This window comes from Rhodococcus sp. TAF43, from assembly GCF_052113525.1.
In the GTDB taxonomy this organism is placed as follows: Bacteria; Actinomycetota; Actinomycetes; order Mycobacteriales; family Mycobacteriaceae; genus Prescottella.
On record NZ_JBFRDL010000009.1, the window covers coordinates 37,756 to 54,852 of the forward strand.

General features: G+C 69.8%; 16 protein-coding genes. 8 read left to right on the plus strand and 8 right to left on the minus strand.

Annotated features, from left to right (window positions below; translation table 11 throughout):
• Positions 1-83 precede the first annotated feature (83 nt).
• The 5 genes from AB4Z09_RS08590 to AB4Z09_RS08610 are packed head-to-tail and all read right to left on the minus strand — an operon-like array spanning position 84 to position 5,868.
• Positions 84-2,477, minus strand: a complete 2,394-nt coding sequence (locus tag AB4Z09_RS08590; protein WP_442239540.1) for a flippase-like domain-containing protein — start codon at positions 2,475-2,477, stop codon at positions 84-86.
• Positions 2,467-3,774, minus strand: a complete 1,308-nt coding sequence (locus AB4Z09_RS08595; protein ID WP_174908516.1) for a sensor histidine kinase — start codon at positions 3,772-3,774, stop codon at positions 2,467-2,469. The genes AB4Z09_RS08590 and AB4Z09_RS08595 overlap by 11 nt, the downstream gene beginning before the upstream one ends.
• A complete protein-coding gene (locus AB4Z09_RS08600) occupies positions 3,771-4,508 on the minus strand; it encodes a response regulator transcription factor (RefSeq protein WP_442239541.1) in 738 nt (245 codons plus the stop codon). Before AB4Z09_RS08600 ends, AB4Z09_RS08595 begins: the two co-directional genes overlap by 4 nt.
• A gap of 5 nt (positions 4,509-4,513) precedes the next feature.
• Positions 4,514-4,966: a MarR family winged helix-turn-helix transcriptional regulator gene (locus tag AB4Z09_RS08605; RefSeq protein ID WP_254622816.1), complete on the minus strand. Its 453-nt coding sequence runs from the start codon at positions 4,964-4,966 to the stop codon at positions 4,514-4,516.
• A gap of 56 nt (positions 4,967-5,022) precedes the next feature.
• Positions 5,023-5,868 (minus strand): fumarylacetoacetate hydrolase family protein, encoded by an 846-nt coding sequence (locus AB4Z09_RS08610; protein WP_442239580.1) that lies wholly within the window; start codon positions 5,866-5,868, stop codon positions 5,023-5,025.
• 112 nt (positions 5,869-5,980) lie between these two features.
• Between AB4Z09_RS08610 and AB4Z09_RS08615 the strand changes: the two genes are divergently transcribed.
• From AB4Z09_RS08615 to AB4Z09_RS08645, 7 genes are all read left to right on the plus strand, one after another.
• Positions 5,981-6,643, plus strand: a complete 663-nt coding sequence (locus AB4Z09_RS08615; protein WP_442239542.1) for a GntR family transcriptional regulator — start codon at positions 5,981-5,983, stop codon at positions 6,641-6,643.
• Positions 6,643-7,017 (plus strand): BlaI/MecI/CopY family transcriptional regulator, encoded by a 375-nt coding sequence (locus AB4Z09_RS08620; RefSeq protein ID WP_258558012.1) that lies wholly within the window; start codon positions 6,643-6,645, stop codon positions 7,015-7,017. Before AB4Z09_RS08615 ends, AB4Z09_RS08620 begins: the two co-directional genes overlap by 1 nt.
• A complete protein-coding gene (locus tag AB4Z09_RS08625) occupies positions 7,014-7,967 on the plus strand; it encodes a M56 family metallopeptidase (RefSeq protein ID WP_442239543.1) in 954 nt (317 codons plus the stop codon). Before AB4Z09_RS08620 ends, AB4Z09_RS08625 begins: the two co-directional genes overlap by 4 nt.
• Before the next feature lie 198 nt (positions 7,968-8,165).
• The gene (locus tag AB4Z09_RS08630) at positions 8,166-8,897 is read left to right on the plus strand and encodes a DsbA family protein (RefSeq protein ID WP_442239544.1); all 732 of its coding nucleotides are present in this window, start codon (positions 8,166-8,168) and stop codon (positions 8,895-8,897) included.
• Positions 8,894-9,754, plus strand: a complete 861-nt coding sequence (locus tag AB4Z09_RS08635) for a cytochrome c biogenesis CcdA family protein (protein ID WP_442239545.1) — start codon at positions 8,894-8,896, stop codon at positions 9,752-9,754. Before AB4Z09_RS08630 ends, AB4Z09_RS08635 begins: the two co-directional genes overlap by 4 nt.
• 47 nt (positions 9,755-9,801) lie before the next feature.
• Positions 9,802-11,133: a cryptochrome/photolyase family protein gene (locus AB4Z09_RS08640; protein WP_442239546.1), complete on the plus strand. Its 1,332-nt coding sequence runs from the start codon at positions 9,802-9,804 to the stop codon at positions 11,131-11,133.
• 89 nt (positions 11,134-11,222) lie between these two features.
• Positions 11,223-12,419 carry an NADH:flavin oxidoreductase gene (locus AB4Z09_RS08645; RefSeq protein ID WP_174908525.1) on the plus strand — a complete coding sequence of 399 codons (1,197 nt, stop codon included), beginning with the start codon at positions 11,223-11,225 and terminating at the stop codon, positions 12,417-12,419.
• Positions 12,420-12,435: 16 nt separating this feature from the next.
• Here the strand turns inward: AB4Z09_RS08645 and AB4Z09_RS08650 are convergent, their stop codons facing one another.
• The 3 genes from AB4Z09_RS08650 to AB4Z09_RS08660 form a co-directional block, all read right to left on the minus strand.
• Positions 12,436-13,275 (minus strand): hypothetical protein, encoded by an 840-nt coding sequence (locus AB4Z09_RS08650; RefSeq protein ID WP_174908527.1) that lies wholly within the window; start codon positions 13,273-13,275, stop codon positions 12,436-12,438.
• A 238-nt stretch (positions 13,276-13,513) separates the two neighbouring features.
• On the minus strand, positions 13,514-15,427 hold the full coding sequence (locus tag AB4Z09_RS08655) for a propionyl-CoA synthetase (protein WP_174908529.1): 1,914 nt from the start codon (positions 15,425-15,427) through the stop codon (positions 13,514-13,516).
• 156 nt (positions 15,428-15,583) lie between these two features.
• Positions 15,584-16,321: a DNA alkylation repair protein gene (locus AB4Z09_RS08660; protein WP_442239547.1), complete on the minus strand. Its 738-nt coding sequence runs from the start codon at positions 16,319-16,321 to the stop codon at positions 15,584-15,586.
• A 40-nt stretch (positions 16,322-16,361) separates the two neighbouring features.
• On the opposite strand from AB4Z09_RS08660, the gene AB4Z09_RS08665 reads away from it, so the two are divergent.
• Entirely contained in the window at positions 16,362-17,039 is a 678-nt protein-coding gene (locus AB4Z09_RS08665; protein WP_442239548.1) for a GOLPH3/VPS74 family protein, read from the plus strand.
• The last annotated feature ends 58 nt before the right edge of the window (positions 17,040-17,097 follow it).

A 17,097-nucleotide genomic window follows, 5' to 3' on the forward strand; every position in this document is an offset into this window, starting at 1 on the left:
TTTCGCTATCGGGTCTACGTCACGATTTGCTACGGGTTGCCCGAAAGTTCTCGACACGTTCCAGAATTATCGAACACAAACCATCAGACCATGTCGTTTTTCTGCAACCAACGCAAGGTAGGCCAGCCACAGAAGACCGGCAGCCAACACGTCAGGACGCGGTACAGCAGAACGGACGGTACCGCGATCCCCACGGGCAGCCCGAAAGCGGTGAGGCCACCGATGAGGGCGGCTTCCACGGCGCCGACACCGCCCGGTGTCGGCGCAGCCGAGGCGAGGGTGCCGCCGATCATCGTGACGATCGTGACGGTGACGAACGTGGTGCCGCCGCCGAACGCCTCGACGCTGGCCCACAGGGCGAGCGCGGCGCCGAGGGTGGTGCCCGCGCTGCCGAGAACGATCAGCAGGAATCGGCCCGGGCTGCGCGCCAGTTGGGTCAGCGACCCCAGCACCTCGGTGAGCTGTGGGCGGACCTCGTCGTTGAGCCAGCGTCGCGCCTTCGGGATGAACATGAACGTGCCGATCGCACCGAGGGCGATGCCCGCGATGAGGTACAGCGTCGTGCCCTTGGGGACGAAGTGCGACAGGTCGGCGTCGCGCCCGGCCGCCACGCTGAAGAAGATCAGCAGCGCGATGTGGGTGACCACCTGCACGGTCTGCTGCAGCGCCACGGCCGCCGTGGCGCGGACCGTGCCGAGACCGCCCTTCTGCAGGAAACGCACGCTCAGTGCGAGCCCGCCGACGCCGGCCGGGGTGGTGGTGGCGGCGAACGTGTTCGCCACCTGCATGATCAGCAGGTCCCGGTAGCGCACGAGCTCGGATGCGCACGCCCACAGTGCCGCCGCCGCCCCGACGTAGGTGAGTGCCGACACCACCAGCCCGGCCAGTGCCCACCACCAGTTCGCCGTCTTCAGTTCGGTGAGGAACGTGGGCACCTGGCTGATGAACGGGTACGCGACGTAGACCAGGCCGATCAGCAGCACCAGCTGGATGAGCTGGTTCCGGGTGAAGCGGGTGACCTGTTCGGGCGCGATCTTCTCGATGTCGGTCTGCCGGCCCACCTCGTCGCGGATCGCCGAGAGCATCGCCGACGAATCGGGGACGTGTTTGCGCAGCCGCGACGGCATCGCCGACTTGGTGAGCCGACCCGACGCGGCGAGGATCCGGTCGCGGCCCTGAGCGTCCAGTGCGGCCCGCACGGCCGGTTCCACGCCGAACAACGCTGCCGTGGTCAGCAGCAACTGCGCGGTGTCGGAGAGGACCTGTGCCTCGGTCGGCCCGAGCTCGGCGTACGCGAACCCGTCGAACAGGGCGCGGCCGTCGTCGATCCGGATCTCGCTCGCCCGCAGGTCTCCATGGGTGATCTGGTTGGTGTGGAGTTCGCCGAGCGATCGCCACATCATCTCGAGCAGGGTGTCGCGGGGTTCCGGGTGATCGGTGGCCAGCGTCGCGACGGGGGCGCCGTAGGAGACGGGGTGCGCGTACAGCTGCCATCCACGGTCCAGGGCGGACACCGCGATCGGCTTGGACGCCGCCAGGCCCGCATCGGCGACCGCGATGCCCATCAGGGCGCGGTGCTCGACGGCCCGCGCGAGCGACGCGTGCACCGGTGCACTCTCGCTGCTGCGCAGCGCCAGCCACTGCGAGACCTGTCGGATCGCGCCGCGGCTGCGCTGATTCTGTCCGTACAGTTCGACGATCAGTTCGGGCTCTCCGTCGTCGCGCGAGGCGCCGAGGATCAGCGGACCGCTGCCGGCCGGGGCGATCACCCGGAACGCGGTGATGCGGTGACCGAGTCGCTCCAGCGATTCCACGGCGGACTCGAGCGGCACCTCCAACGCCGGCGTGCCGACCACCAGGACGATGACGGCGCCGACCAGGTAGCCGACCGCCAGCCCCAGCATCGAGCGCGCGGGCACGATGGAGCTGACGATCAGGTGGATCGGCGCGAACGCCAGCAGCAGCGCCCACCACAGTCGCCGCCACCGCTTCGGCAGCCACGGCCCCGACACCGTCAGGACGGCCGCGAGCATCGCGATCCAGCGGGGGTCGTCGAGGAACTGGGACAGGAACGTGTTGAGGCGGTCCGAGACGTCGAGGTGCCACTGCGGAGCGGCCAGCCCGGTCCCGGTGAACGACAGTGCGAGCCCCGCGATCAGCCCGGCCGCGGCGTAGCCGGCCAGCAGCTTCCAGCGGCGTCCGACGATCAGCTGGATCAGGATCGCGAACGGCAGCGCGAGGATCGCGACCCCGTACAGGAGATAGACGGTGTCCGAGACCCCCGGCGACAGGATGCCGACGATGTCGGACACCGACGTCTCGAGCGCGTCCCATTCGCTGCGGGTGATCACCGAACCGGCGATGACCGCGCCGAGCAGGGTCAGCGCGATGACCACCCGCAGGATGTCGCTCGTGCGCCGGACCAACGGCTGCAGGAGGCTGCCGGTGACCGGGATGTCGCGCCCGTCAACTCGCAAGGGACACCACCAGTCGCACGCCGCCGAGCGGGCTGTCCTCGAACCGCGCCCGGCCCCCGTGGAGGTGGGCCTGCTGAGCTATCAACGCGAGGCCCAGTCCGGACCCGCCCTTCGCGGCGCCGCTGCCGCGTCGGAAGCGTTCGAACACCTCGGTTCGTTCCTCCTCGGGAATGCCGGTGCCGTCGTCGTCGACGGTGACGGTGACGGTGCCTGGCGCGTCCCGGCCTGCGCCGATCGACACGTGTCGCGCGCCGCCGTGACGGAAGGCGTTGGCGATGGCGTTGTCGAGCGCCAGCCGCAGTCCCGCCGGCAGTCCTCGCAGCACGAGACCGGGTGGGGCGTCGACCGTCACAGTGAGGCCGGGGTGCTGACGCTGTGCGTCCTCGGCGGCGAGGTCGCACAGCTCCGTCAGATCGGTGTCGACATGGTCCTTCTCGCTGGACAGTTCGCCCGACGCGAGGCGCTCGAGCGCGGTGAGGGTCGCCTCGACGCGACCCTGGGTGCGGATGAGGTCGCCGAGGATCTCGGCGCGCTGGTCGTCGGACAGATCGAGCGTGTCGAGCACCTCGAGGTCGGTCCGCATCGCGGTGAGCGGGGTTCGCAGTTCGTGTGCGGAGGCGGCCGCGAAGTCGCGCGCGGTGTCGAGGGCGGCGGCGGTGCGGGACTGCGCATCGGAGACGTCCTGCAGCATCGCGCCGGCGGCCGCGGCCAGTTCGTCGGCCTCGCGGACCCCGGACGCGGCGGTGGCGAGGTCGCGGTCGCGGCGGCTCACCCGATGGGTCAGTTCGACCAGGGGCCGCACCGCCCGCCCACCGAAGATCCAGCCGAGGCCGCCCGCGGCGACGATCGCGAGCACACCCACGAGCGCGACCTGCTGCTGTTGTTCGGTCGTCGGATCCTGCGCCTCCGCGAGCGGAACGGCCACAGACAGCAGCGCCGTGGATTCGGGCCCGAGCGGGGCGGTGAAGGTTCGGAACGGGGTGCCGCCGACGTCGACGGTGTGCGACCCGAGGTCGAGCGCGGGAAGCCGGCTCGACGTGCTGGAGACGACCTTGTCGCCCGCCCGGATCGTGACCGCGAACGCTCCGCCGTCGCCGAGGACGTTGAGGAACGGTGCGGCGGCGGGCGCGTTGACGACCAGCACCCGCGACGCGGTCTCGAGGCGTCGGTCCAGTTGCTGCAGGTTGTTCCGCGCGATCGCGAGCGCGAGGTAGACGCCGACGGCGGCGACGATGATCGTCGCTCCCAGTGCCGTCGCCATCGCGACCCGCGCGCGCAGCGAATGCGGGCGACTCACGCCGGTTCCCGGAGAACGAATCCCACGCCGCGCACCGTGTGCAGCAGCCTCGGTGTGCCGTCGGTTTCGAACTTGCGCCGCAGGTAGCCGACGAAGACGTCGACGACGTTGGTGTCGGCGACGAAGTCGTAGCCCCACACCAGATCCAGTAGCCGTTCCCGGCTGAGCACGACGCCAGCGTTGCGGGCCAGCACCTCGAGCAGCTCGAATTCCCGCTTGGTCAGCGGAATCTCGGTGTCGTCGAGCCACACGCGGCGGCCCGAGAGGTCGATGGACAGGGGGCCGACGGTCAGCGGCGGCTCGGTGCCGGGGCCGGCGGCGGCCGAGCGGCGTCGCAGCATCGCGCGGATCCGGGCGACGAGTTCGGCCAGGACGAACGGTTTGACGAGGTAGTCGTCCGCGCCGGATTCGAGGCCCGCGATGCGGTCGTCGACCGAGCTGCGGGCGCTGAGTACACAGATCGGGATGTCGTTGCCCATCCCGCGCAGCGCCGTGACCACACCGGTGCCGTCGAGCACGGGCATGTTCATGTCGAGCACGAGAGCGTCGGGCTCGACGTCGGCGATCACCCGCAGCGCGATCGCGCCGTAGGCCGCGGTGAGAACGGTGAATCCGGACAGCCGCAGCCCACGCTCGAGTGAGGCGAGAACATCCTGGTCGTCGTCCACGACCAGGACCGTCGCGGGTGTGGTCACGTGAGCATTGTGCCTGGAACGAGGGTCCGATTCGTGCATGATCGTCACCGGTCCGATTCCGGTGGCTGCAGGTGTCGGTGCGTGATGAGCACGTCCGCCACGCGCACGAATGCCTCCAGATCCGCGGCGGGGACACCGTCGAAAAGGTCGTGCGCGGCCTGCTGCCGCAGTTCCCGGATCCGCGCGGCGTCGGTGTGTCCGCGCTCGGTGAGGGCGACGATGTGGGCGCGGCGGTCGGTCGGATGGGGGTCACGCCGCAGGTGACCGGACTTCTCGAGCGCGTCGACCAGGGCGGTGACCTGGCGGGTGCTGCAGCGCAGGACGCTCGCGAGGTCGCGCTGCGTCATCGGCGGATTCTCGAGGACGTACAGCAGGGCGCGGGTGCGTGCCGTCGTCAGCCCGAAGGTGCGCATACCTGCAGCCGTCGACGACGACAGGTGCTCGGCCAGAAGGTAGGCGCGAGCCAGCGCATCGCGAGTGTCGGGGGTGTCGGGCACGGCGATGATGCTAATTCATTGTGAACACTGTTCACGAACCGTGCCCGACGGCCGGGTCACTGCACGCAGCGCTGCACCAGGGCGCCGATGCCCTCGATCCGAGTGGTGACGACGTTGCCGGGGACGAGGAAGCGCTGCGGGCTGCGTCCCACGCCCACGCCGGCCGGGGTGCCGGTGAACACGATGTCGCCGGGGCGCAGGGTGCACACCGCCGACAGGTGCGCGATCAACTCCGCGACCGGGAACATCATCTGCGAGGTGCGGCCCGACTGGACCGTCTCGCCGTCGATCTCGCACGTGATCGCGACGTCGGTCGGGTCGGCGAACTCGTCCGGGGTGACCAGCCACGGGCCGATCGGCCCGAAGCCCGGGTGCGACTTGGCCAGTGAGAACTGCGGTGCGGGACCGGCCATCTGGGAGGTCCGCTCCGAGAAGTCCTGTCCGACTGTGAGCCCGGCGACGTGTGCCCACGCATCGGCCGCCGCCACGTCGGTCGCCTCGCGGCCGATGACGGCCACCAGTTCCACCTCCCAGTCGACGGTGTCGGTGGGCAGGCGCAGGTCCGTCTCGGGGCCGGTGAGGCAGCTCGCGAACTTGGTGAAGGTGGGCGGCGCGTCCGGCGCGTCGAGGCCCGTCTCCGCCGCGTGGTCCCGGTAGTTGAGGCCGATCGCGAACACCTGACTCGGCGCCGGAGATGGGGCGCCGAGGTCGCGGACCTCGAACGGGGCGCCGGAGGTGGTGACCGTGGCGGTGTCGGCGGCCGCCCACGTCGTGAAGGCCTCCCACTCGGCGTAGATGGCGGGCAGGTCGGGGCCGAAGCGTCCCGCGCTGGCGGTGTGGATGTCGACGGCCAGGTGTCCGTCGACGAGAACTGCTCGTCCGGAGAGGTTGGCGATGCGCACGGTCGTCACGTCCTGTCTGTGGTCGGGTGTGGACAGTAGATCCGAGAAATATCGGAAAAGCAATATAATTTCGAAACTTGACTCTCGATTCGCATCGTCCTGTACTTGCGGAATGGCACGAGCGAGCGGAACCCGCGCTGACAAGATCCACGCGCGGCTGCGAGCGGACATCCTCGGAGGTGTGCTCGCGCCGGGGGAGAAGCTCGCGTTCGGCCAGTTGCAGGCCCGCTACGACGCGAGCACCGGCGTCCTGCGGGAAGTCCTGCCCCGCCTCGTCGAGCGGGGGCTCGCGGTCTCCGAGGCGCAGCTCGGCTTCCGCGTGGTGCCGGTGTCCGTACCGGACCTGTTGGAGCTCACCGAGACCCGCGTGTTCGTCGAATCCGAGGCGCTGCGGCAGTCGATCGCGCACGGCGACGTCGAATGGGAGTCGGCGGTGCTCGCGGCGCGGCACACCCTCGCGCGGACGGCGGCCGTGGACGCGGACGGCAGGGTCGCCGAGGCGTGGCTGTCGGCGCACGGCAACTTCCACGGCGCACTCCTGCGCGCGTGTCCCAACGGGCGCCTGGTCCGAATCGCCGAATCGCTGCGCGACGTCTCGGAGGTGTACCGCTGCTGGAGTGTTCGCAGTGCAGAGTCCGAGAAACGCGACGTCGACGCCGAGCACGGACGGATCGCCGCGGCCGCCGTCGAACGGGACGTGGACCGCGCGGTGGACGAACTGCGACGGCACATCGAGTCGACGACTGCGCTGCTGATCGCCGGGGTGGACGCGTGATCGGGCTCGGCGACCTCGAGACTGCGGTGATGGACGTGCTGTGGAGCGTGGACGAATCGGTGCGGGTGCGGGACGTGATGGATCGACTGCAGTCGCCGCGGCCGCTCGCGTACACCACCGTGATGACCGTCCTCGACAACCTGCACACCAAGGGCATGGCGTCGCGGCAACGCGTCGGACGGGCCTATCGGTATCGCGCCACCCGCAGCCGGGAGGAGACCGCGGCCGATCTGGTTCGTCAGGTGCTCCGGTCGAGCGGTGACGCCGAGCAGGTCATGCTGCACTTCGCGAACTCCGCCTCGGAGGACGAGTCGAGGATCCTGCGTCGGGCCGCGCGGCGTACACAGACGCGCCGACCGGGTGGCGTCGGGTGATCGCCGCGATCGGACTCACGGTCGCCGCGGTGGTGCTCGGGTTCGCGGCGCCGCACTGGCTCGGCCTGCTCGCGGCACCCCACCGGCACCCACGGGTGGCCCTCGCGGCCTGGCTGTCGTCGCAGGCGTTGTTCGTCGGTGTGGTGGCGGCCGTGCCCCTCGTCCTCTGGGTGCGGCCGGGGGACCGCTGGCACCTCCTGCCGTCGTCGACGCTCTCGTGTGTCAACTCCCTGCGCCGGAACGGCACTGTTCCTTGGTTTTCCGCGGTCGAGGCAACGCTCTGGGGCGCCGGTCTGCTGGTGCTCGGACGGATCGTGGTCGTCGTCTCGCGGGCTCTGCTCCGCCATCGCCGAGTCACCGAGGAGCACGCGTCGGTGTTGCGTCTGGTGGGCCGGCCCACCGTGACCGACGGCGACGACGTCTTCCACCTCGTCGGGCAGGGCGTCGCGGCGTACAGCATCGGCGGCCGCTCCCCGGCGATCGTGTTGGGAACTGGTGTACGCGAACTCGATCCGTCGGCCCGGGCGGCGGTCCTGGCCCACGAACGCGCCCATCTGACCGGGCGTCACCACCTGCTGGTGGCGTGGGCAGACGCACTGAATGCTGCCGTCCCGTTCGTCCCGGTGGCGCGGGTGGGGGCAACGTGGATTCGTGTGCTGGTGGAGTTGTCCGCGGACCGTCACGCCGCCGCGTCGTGCGGTTCGGGAGCGGTGCGCGCCGCGCTCGAGAGTTGGCACGGCGAGGCGCGGGACCCTCGGCCGGCGGCGATGTCGGCCGCGGGCTTCGTCGAGGATCGGGTGGTGTGGCTCTCGGGACTGCGCGCGCCGCGTCGTGGAGCGCAGGTCCTGCACTATCCGCTCGCGCTCGCCCTGTCGGCGCTGCCGGTGCTGGCGACGGTCTCCGCCGTGGTCGCGGCGCTCGCGGCCTCCTGCGCGATCTTCGGCGGCTGACCCGTACCGGACCGCTCGGCCGGCGCGGTGCAGGCGGGTCCGCAGAGCAAATACCTCCCGCCGCTGAAGGTTTCGGTCACGGTGTGCCGATCCCGCTCGTCGGCGGAGGCCTCGGAACTACTAAGGATGATAGTAGTTCCATGTACGATCACCGATTGGTAGTCGTGGGCGAGTGTGCATGGAACGAACGGAGGACGGATGGCGTCGCGGAGCAAGCTCTTCGGGATCAGGCGGGACGTATGGCTGCTCGGAGCGCTCGGCGTCGTCGCGCTCGTACTGGCCGGGGTTCTCGTGCTGGAACGGATGCGCACCACGGACGAGCCGACCTCGGCGGCGGTGGCAGCCACCGAAGGTCTCGAGGCCGGAATCGGGCCGGTCGGCGACATGGCCCGCCGGGTGGACGGCGACCCGTTGGCGCGCGGACCGGTCGACGCTCCGGTGGTGCTGGTCGTGTACTCGGACTATCGCTGCCCGTTCTGCGCGAAGTTCAGTCACGACACCGAACCCCAGCTCGTCGACAAGTACGTCGAGGCGGGAAAGCTGCGGATCGAATGGCGCGACCTGCCGATCTTCGGAGAGGAGTCGATGGTCGCCGCGCGGGCCGGCCGGGCCGCGGCCGCGCAGGGCAAGTTCTGGGAGTTCAACTCGGCTCTCTACGCCGCCGCGCCGGATCGCGGACATCCGACCTTCGACCAGGCCGCACTTCGGGGGTTCGCGGAACAGGCCGGCGTGCCGGACCTGGATCGCTTCGCGCGTGACGCCGCGGACACCTCGGTGGACACCGAGATCGCGTCGGACGTCATGGAGGCCAACATGATCGGAGTGTCGAGCACACCGTCGTTCGTGATCGACGGCTATCCCGTGCTCGGCGCCCAGCCGCTGTCGGTCTTCGAGCAGTTGATCGCGAAGACCGGTGGGCAACTGCCGTGACCGACATCGGACTGCTCGGTGCGCTGTTGGGCGGTCTGCTCTCACTGGTAAGTCCCTGTTCGGCGTTGCTACTGCCGTCCTTCTTCGCCTACGCCTTCGACGGTGTGGGACGGCTCGCCGCCCGGACCGCGGTGTTCTACGTCGGCCTCGCGGTGGTGCTGGTGCCGCTCGGCGCCGGTCTCGGGGCGATGGGATCGTTGCTGACCCAGCACCGCGAGACGGTGACGACGGTCAGCGGTCTGGTGCTGATCGCGCTCGGTGTGATGACGGTGTTCGGCCGGGGATTCGCGTTCTCTCCCGCGCAACGCGCGGCGGGATCCGTCCGCATCTCCGGGGCCGTGTCGGTGTTCGCGCTCGGAGCGGTCTACGGGTTCGCCGGGTTCTGTTCCGGGCCCCTGCTCGGCAGCGTTCTCACGATCGCGGTGGCCGGGGGCGGTGCCGGCTACGGCGGACTGCTGATGGCCGTCTACGCGCTCGGGATGACCGTGCCGCTCTTCGTGCTGGCGTTGCTCTGGGATCGATTCGAACTGGGACGGCGTCAGTGGTTGCGGGGCAAGCAGATCGCGCTCGGCCCGGTGCGTCTACACACGACGTCGCTGGTGTCGGGCCTGCTGTTCGTGGCACTCGGGGCCCTCTTCCTCGTCACGGACGGGACGGCGAACCTCGGCAGTGTGATGGGCGTGGACGACCAGTTCTCGCTCCAGGTCACGTTGAGTGAATGGGCCCGGAACGTCTCCGACGCGGGGATCCTGCTGGCGCTCGTGCTGGTGCTGTTCACGGTGGTGGCGGTGCGGGTGGTGCGTCGGCGCCGATCCGAGTCAGCGGCGTCGGAGCCGGATCCGGGCCAGGGCGGCTGAACTACCGTGGGTGGCGCACCGCATGCACCATCGACGGAGAGGACGACGTGGCCGAGTCTCTTGTGTGGTTTCGGCGCGATCTGCGACTGGCGGACCTGCCGACGTTGAGTTCGGCGGGGGAGCGCGCGTTGGGGTTGTTCGTCCTCGACGACCGGCTGCTCGGTCCGTCCGGCGGTCCCCGTCGAGACTTCCTGTGCCGCAGCCTCGTCGCGCTCGACGAGCGGATGGACGGGCGGCTGCTGGTGATGCGCGGCGATCCTGCCGAGGTGGTCCCTCGGGTCGCGAAAGCCGTTGGTGCGCGGGAGGTGCACGTCAGCGCCGACTACGGGCCGTACGGGCGGGAGCGCGACGCGGCGGTGGCCGAGCAGGTCGAGTTGGTGGCCACGGGCTCGCCGTACGCGATCGCGCCGGGCCGGGTGACCAAGGACGACGGCACCCCGTACAAGGTGTTCACGCCGTGGTTCAAGCGGTGGCTCGACCACGGCTGGCGCGGGCCCGCGCAGACCGGCGTGGACACCGTCGCGTGGATCGACCCGGATGACGTTGGCGGGCTGCGTGATCGAGTGGCGATTCCGGCACCGTCGGAGCCGGGCCTCGAGGCGGGCGAGAGCGCGGCACTGACGCGGTGGCGGGAGTTCTGCGACGACGACCTGATCCGCTACGACCACGAACGTGACCGTCCGGACCTCGACACCACCAGCCGGATGTCGGTGTACCTCAAGTTCGGCAACATCCACCCGCGCACCATGCTCGCGGATCTGGCGCGCCGGCGCAGCCGCGGCGCCGAGCAGTACCGGCGCCAGCTCGCGTGGCGAGACTTCTACGCGGACATCCTGTTCCAGCGTCCCGACAGCGCGTGCCGCAACTACGACCGCAGATTCGATGCGATCCGGCACGACACCGGACGGGACGCCGACGCCTTGTTCGATGCGTGGTGCGCGGGCCGCACCGGGTACCCGATCGTCGATGCCGGCATGCGGCAGCTGGCCGTCGAGGGGTGGATGCACAACCGGGTGCGGATGATCGTGGCGTCGTTCCTCGTCAAGGACCTGCACCTGCCCTGGTGGCGCGGCGCGCGGTACTTCATGCAGCAGTTGGTGGACGGCGATCTGGCGTCGAATCAGCACGGCTGGCAGTGGACCGCCGGGTCCGGCACCGACGCGGCCCCGTACTTCCGGGTGTTCAACCCGATCAGCCAGGGCGAGAAGTTCGATCCGACGGGCGAGTACGTGCGGCGGTGGGTGCCCGAACTGCGCGGCGTCGAGGGCAAGGCGGTGCACGCGTTGAAGGCCGGGCGCCCCGACGACTATCCCGGCCAGGTCGTCGACCACGCCGAGGAGCGGCGCGAGGCGCTGGCGCGCTACGGCGAACTGAGCTGATCGCCCGGGTGTCCCACTGGGTGGACACCCCCACTTTCGAGACCGCTGGCTGCGGTATAGCCTCGGCCCGCCCCTCGACGGAAGGTTTCATGGTGTCCCAGATCGCTCCTCCTGACGTGTTCGCGCCGGCCAAGCTGGGCCCGATCACGCTGCGCAACCGCATCATCAAGTCGGCGACGTTCGAGGGACGGACGCCGCAAGCGCTGGTCACGGACGAGCTGATCGAGTTCCATCGCCAGCCGGCCGCGGGCGGTGTCGGCATGACGACCGTCGCGTACTGCGCCGTGCAGCCCGAGGGGCGCACCGAACGCGGGCAGCTGTGGATGCGTCCCGAGGTGGTGCCGGGACTGCGCAGGCTGACCGACGCCATCCACGCCGAGGGCGCCGCGGCGTCCGCGCAGATCGGGCACGCCGGTCCGGTCGCGAACGAGAAGTCCAACCGGCTGCCGGCGCTGGCACCGTCGACGTCGTTCAACCCCATGAGCATGAAGAAGATCCACGCCGCGACCGCCGCCGACATCGCACGGATCACCCAGGCGCACGCCGACGCCGCCAAGTTCGCGATCGAGGGCGGCTTCGACGCCGTCGAGATCCATTTCGGCCACAACTACTTCGCGAGTTCGTTCCTGAGCCCCAAGCTGAACAAGCGCAAGGACAACTACGGCGGATCGCTCGAGAACCGGGCGCGGATCGTGCTGGAGACTGCGCGTGCCGTACGCGAGGCCGTCGGTGACCGGATCGCGATCCTCGCCAAGCTCAACATGGACGACGGCGTGCCCGGCGGCTTCTGGGTGGACGAGGCGATCCAGGTGGCCCAGTGGCTCGAGGCCGACGGCAGCCTCGACGCCCTCGAACTCACCATGGGCAGTTCGCTGCTGAACCCGATGTACCTGTTCAAGGGCGACGCCCCGGTCCGCGACTTCGCCAACGCGATGCCGCAGCCGATCAAGCTCGGCGTGCAAATGGTCGGCAAGGCGTTCATCAAGACCTACCCGTACGAGCCGCTGTTCATGCTCGAGGAGGCCCGGCAGATCCGGGCTGCGGTGAAGATGCCGCTGGTGCTGCTGGGCGGCGTGACCGACAAGGCCGGCATGGACACCGCGATGGCCGAGGGCTTCGAGTTCGTCGCGATGGCCCGCGCGCTGCTGCGGGAGCCGGACCTGATCAACCGCATCGAGGCCGAGTCGCGCACCCGGTCGCTGTGCATCCACTGCAACAAGTGCATGCCGACGATCTTCTCGGGTGCTCGCTGCGTCCTGGTCGATCCGGTGCCCGTCCGCCGCTAGCGTGCCGGGCGAGCCGTCAGATGCACGCCCACGCGTACTCGACGGCCGCCCGGACGTCGGCGGCCCACTCGCTCCAGACGGACTCGTGTGTCAGCAGGTCGGCCACGGAACACAACGCGTCGGTGGCCTCGCGCACGATCTCGAGCACAAGATGGAACTGGTAGCCGCCGACGGTGGCCAGGTGGACGTAGTCGGTGGCGTGCGGCGACGCGTGCAGCGACTGCACGTCCAGCGGGCCGCCGTCACGCGCGGTGGCGGCGCCCAGTTCGACGAGTTCGACCAGCGCGGCGACCGGTGCATGCGGACCGGGCAGTGGCAGCGGATCGGTTTCCGTCGCAACAAGCTCCGCGGACACCAAGGCGGCCGGGAGGTCCAGGTCGACGTTCTCGGACGCCGCCGCCGCGGTGAGCCGGCCACGGGTGCGCGCCGATGCGGCCGCGAGCTGCGCCGCCACCCGCTCGCCCGCGGATGATTCCAGCGCAGCCAGGATGCGGAGTCGTTCGGCGGCCGACCCGAGCAGTGTCCACACGGTCGTCATGCGTCCGGCCTCGAACGGCGCGACGGCGTCGAGCAGCGTGTTCAGGATCTCGTCGTACTGGGCGATCGACGCGATCAAACGTATGCCCGGTCCGTCGGCCCAGTCGGGATCGGTGGACCGCTCCTTGCGTTCCGACTCGCGGAGGGCGTTCAGGTCCCGCTCCAGGCACGCCTGGACCGTCGCGACGAATTCGCGCAGCAGGGCACCCTGGTTCGACAGCTCCACGCCCTCGGTGTCGTGCAGGAAATGGCGCCGCGGGCTGTTCGCGACGAGATCACGCAGGAGGGCGTGGACGGACGGCGTGGCGACTGCGGACAATTCTCCCCCTCGGGCAAATGCGAATCGGTGGCGTCGAATCGAGGATCGGGTGAAACCCTGTCCGTGAACCTACCGTGATCGTACCGTGATGGTCAAGGATGGCGCATGTCCTGACCTGCGGGTTTGGGTGATTGAACTTATATGTCGTTTGGTCGAATTGATTCGACTGGTCCCATTTATCCGAAATAGGAAAGGCTCCGCACCTTGYGGTGCGGAGCCTTTCCGTCGACGGCGGTTCCTATCCGCGCAGCAGCTTCTCGAGCTCCTCGAGGACCGAGGGATCCTCGATCGTGGACGGCACGGTGTACTCGGCGTTGTCGGCGATCTGACGCATCGTCTTGCGCAGGATCTTGCCGGAGCGGGTCTTCGGCAGCGCCTGCACGACGGTGACGTCGCGGAACGTAGCGACGGCACCGATCTGCTCGCGCACCATCGCGACCAGTTCCTTGCGCAGCACCTCGTCGTCGATCTCCACACCCGCCTTGAGGACGACGTAGCCGCTGGGGCGCTGGCCCTTGAGTTCGTCGTGGATGCCGATGACGGCGCACTCGGCAACCGCCGGGTGCCCGGCGACCACGGCCTCCATGCTGCCCGTCGAAAGCCGGTGCCCGGCAACGTTGATGACGTCGTCGCTGCGGCCGAGGACGAAGACATAGCCGTCCTCGTCGATGTAGCCGGAGTCGCCCGTGAGGTAGTACCCGTCGAACGTCGACAGGTACGACTTCACGTACCGGTCCTCGTCGCGCCACAGCCCGGCCAGGGTGCCCGGGGGCAGCGGCAGGGCGATCACGATGTTGCCCTCGGTGCCGGCCGAGACGGGGGCGCCCTCGCCGTCGACGATGCCCACCCGGTAGCCGGGGACGGGCACGGTGGGGGAGCCGGCCTTGATCGGCATCGGTTCCAGCCCACGCATGTTCGCGCAGATCGCCCAGCCGGTCTCGGTCTGCCACCAGTGGTCGATCACCGGGACACCGAGCTTCTCGGTGGCCCACACGTACGTGTCGGGGTCGAGGCGCTCGCCGGCCGCGAACAGCGTCGTCATCGACGAGATGTCGTACTTGGCAAGCTCGTTCGCATCCGGGTCGGCCTTGCGGATGGCGCGGATCGCGGTGGGGGCGGTGAACAGCGCGGAGACGTTGTGCTCCTGGACGACTCGCCAGAACGCGCCGGCGTCGGGCGTGCCGACGGGCTTGCCCTCGTACATCACCGTGGTCGCACCCGCGAGCAGCGGCGCGTAGACGATGTAGGAGTGGCCCACGACCCAGCCGACGTCGGACGCGGTCCACATGACCTGGCCGGGACCGATGTCGTAGATGTTGCGCATCGACCACGTCAGCGCGACGGCGTGACCACCGTTGTCCCGGACGACGCCCTTGGGCTTTCCGGTGGTGCCGGAGGTGTAGAGGATGTACAGCGGGTCCGTGGCCGCAACGGAGACCGGCGCGGCATCGGTTGCGTCGGCGGCAAGTTCGTCCCAGTCGAACCACGCCGCGCCGCGGTCGCGGTAGTCGGCGGCCGAGCCGGGGATCGTCTCGCGGTTCTTGACGATGACGGTGTGCGGCGGGTGCGCCGACATCCCCAGCGCCTGATCGACCATCGGCAGGTACTCGATGGTGCGGCCGGGTTCGAGGCCGCCCGAGGCGGTGACCAGCACGACGGGCTGGGCGTCGTCGATGCGGGTGGCGAGCTCCTTGGCGGCGAAGCCGCCGAACACGACCGAGTGGACGGCGCCGATGCGCGCGCACGCGAGCATCGCGATCGCGGCCTCGGGGATCATCGGCATGTAGATGATGACGCGGTCGCCGGCGACGACACCCTGCTCGGCGAGCACACCCGCGAAGCGCGCGACCTCCGCCAGCAGTTCGGCATAGGTGTACGTGCGCTGGGCCGGAACCATGGCCGAGTCGTAGATCAGCGCGGCCTGGTCGCCGTGGCCGTCGCGCACGTGCCGGTCGAGCGCGTTGAAGCACGTGTTGAGGGCGGCGTCCGGGAACCAGCGGTACGCGGGCGCGTTCGAGTCGTCGAGGGCGCGGGTCGGCGCGGTGTCCCACTCGACGGCGTCGGCGGCGGCGAGCCAGAACTTCTCCGGCTGCTCCACGCTCTGGCGGAAGGCCTCGGCGTACGCGCCTGTTGCGTGCTCGGCTGGGCTCATCGATTCGTGTCCTCTCGGTAACTGACCACGCATCTGTGATGCACACAACACATTATTCGACCGGTGGTCGTTCGACGTGTCGGTCCGCCCTCCGTGGGTTCGGCGTGCGCCGGACGGTGGGGAACGGTCGGTGAACGGCATGGACGGTTGTCCGAGTCACCGTCGGCGCAGGCTCCGGTAGTGCGCGCGCAGGTCGGTGTCGAGATGCTCGGTCGCGTAGCTCAGCGCGGTCGCGCCCATGTCGGCGGCGTGCTCGTCGAGGAATCCGGTGAGCAGGACGCGGTCCACCCGCTTGCCCACCTCCCGCAACATCCACCCGGTCGCCTTCTGCGTCAGGTCGCGCCGATCCCCGAGGACGCGGGCCGCCATCGCGAGGGTGGTCGACGCGTCACCGTTGCGGATGAATCCGAACGTCGTCAGCAGCGCAACCCGGCGGCGCCACAGGTCCTCGTCGGTTCCCAGCTCGAAGACGAGATCGCGAGGACGGTCGTACAGCCAGTCGCCGAGGATGTACGGGGCGGACTGGTCCACCAGGTCCCAGTTGTTCACCCGTCCCCGTCGGACCGCCGCGAGATAGCTGTCCGCGATCCGTCCACGCGCGGCGTCGTCCCGCGTGCGAACCGCGCTCGCCCGGCCGAACTGTTCGACCAGGATCAGCAGGCCCGCGAGGCGGTGCTCGTGGACGGGGGAGTCGAGTAGGACGTCGACCTCGGTGAGCGGGAGTGCGGCGAACTGCTTCGCGAGCTTGCGGATCGCGGGCACCCGCACCCCGATGAAGACGTCGCCCTCGCCGTACTCACCGGGGCCGGTCTTGAAGAACCGCTGGAGGTGCTGCGCGTCGCCCGCGTCGGCGTTCTCGGCCAGCGCGTCGGCCACCTGGGAGACATCGGGCATGGTCGGACCCTGCCACATCCGGGATCCGTACGGTGGAGCCATGACGCTCATCGCCGAAGATCTGCTGCTGTTGCTGCTCGACGACGAGTCCGGCACCCCGCTCGTGGACGGCACGAAACTGCCCCGCGTGCTCGCCGGCGCCGTGCTGCTCGAGCTCGCCCTCGACGGCTACGTCACGCCCGCCGAGGCGGGGGAGGACGTCAAGAAGGGTCGCCTGGCCGTGCGACTCGACGGGACCCCCGACGATCCGATCCTCGCTCGCACCCTCGACGTGATCCGCGATGCCGGCCGGCCGATGAAGCCCGAGACCGTGATCGAGAAGCTCGACGCCGAACTGCGGATCGCGGTGTTCGAGCGGGTGATCGGCCGCGGCTGGGTTCGCGAGGGCCGCCGCAAGGTTCTCGGGATCTTCCCCACGAAGACATGGCCGCCGGTCGACGAGAGCCACGAGCGTGCGGTCCGGGACCAGCTGTCCGGTGTTCTGATCGAGGGCCTGGACCCCGGTCCCCGCACCGCCGCGCTGGTCTCGTTGCTGTCCGCCGTCGACGCCGCGGCCAAGGCGTTCCCCGACGCCGATCGCAAGGCGATCCGCAAGCGTGCCAAGGATATTGCGGACGGCGAATGGGCGGGAGCCGCGGTGCGCAAGGCCGTCGACGCGATCAACACCGCCGTCATGGTGGCCGTCATCGTGCCGGCGGCCATGATCGGCAGTTCCTGACCCCTGCCGGCCGGGTTCAACTGCCGAACGGCCACAGCGCCACCCCGTCGATGTTCGC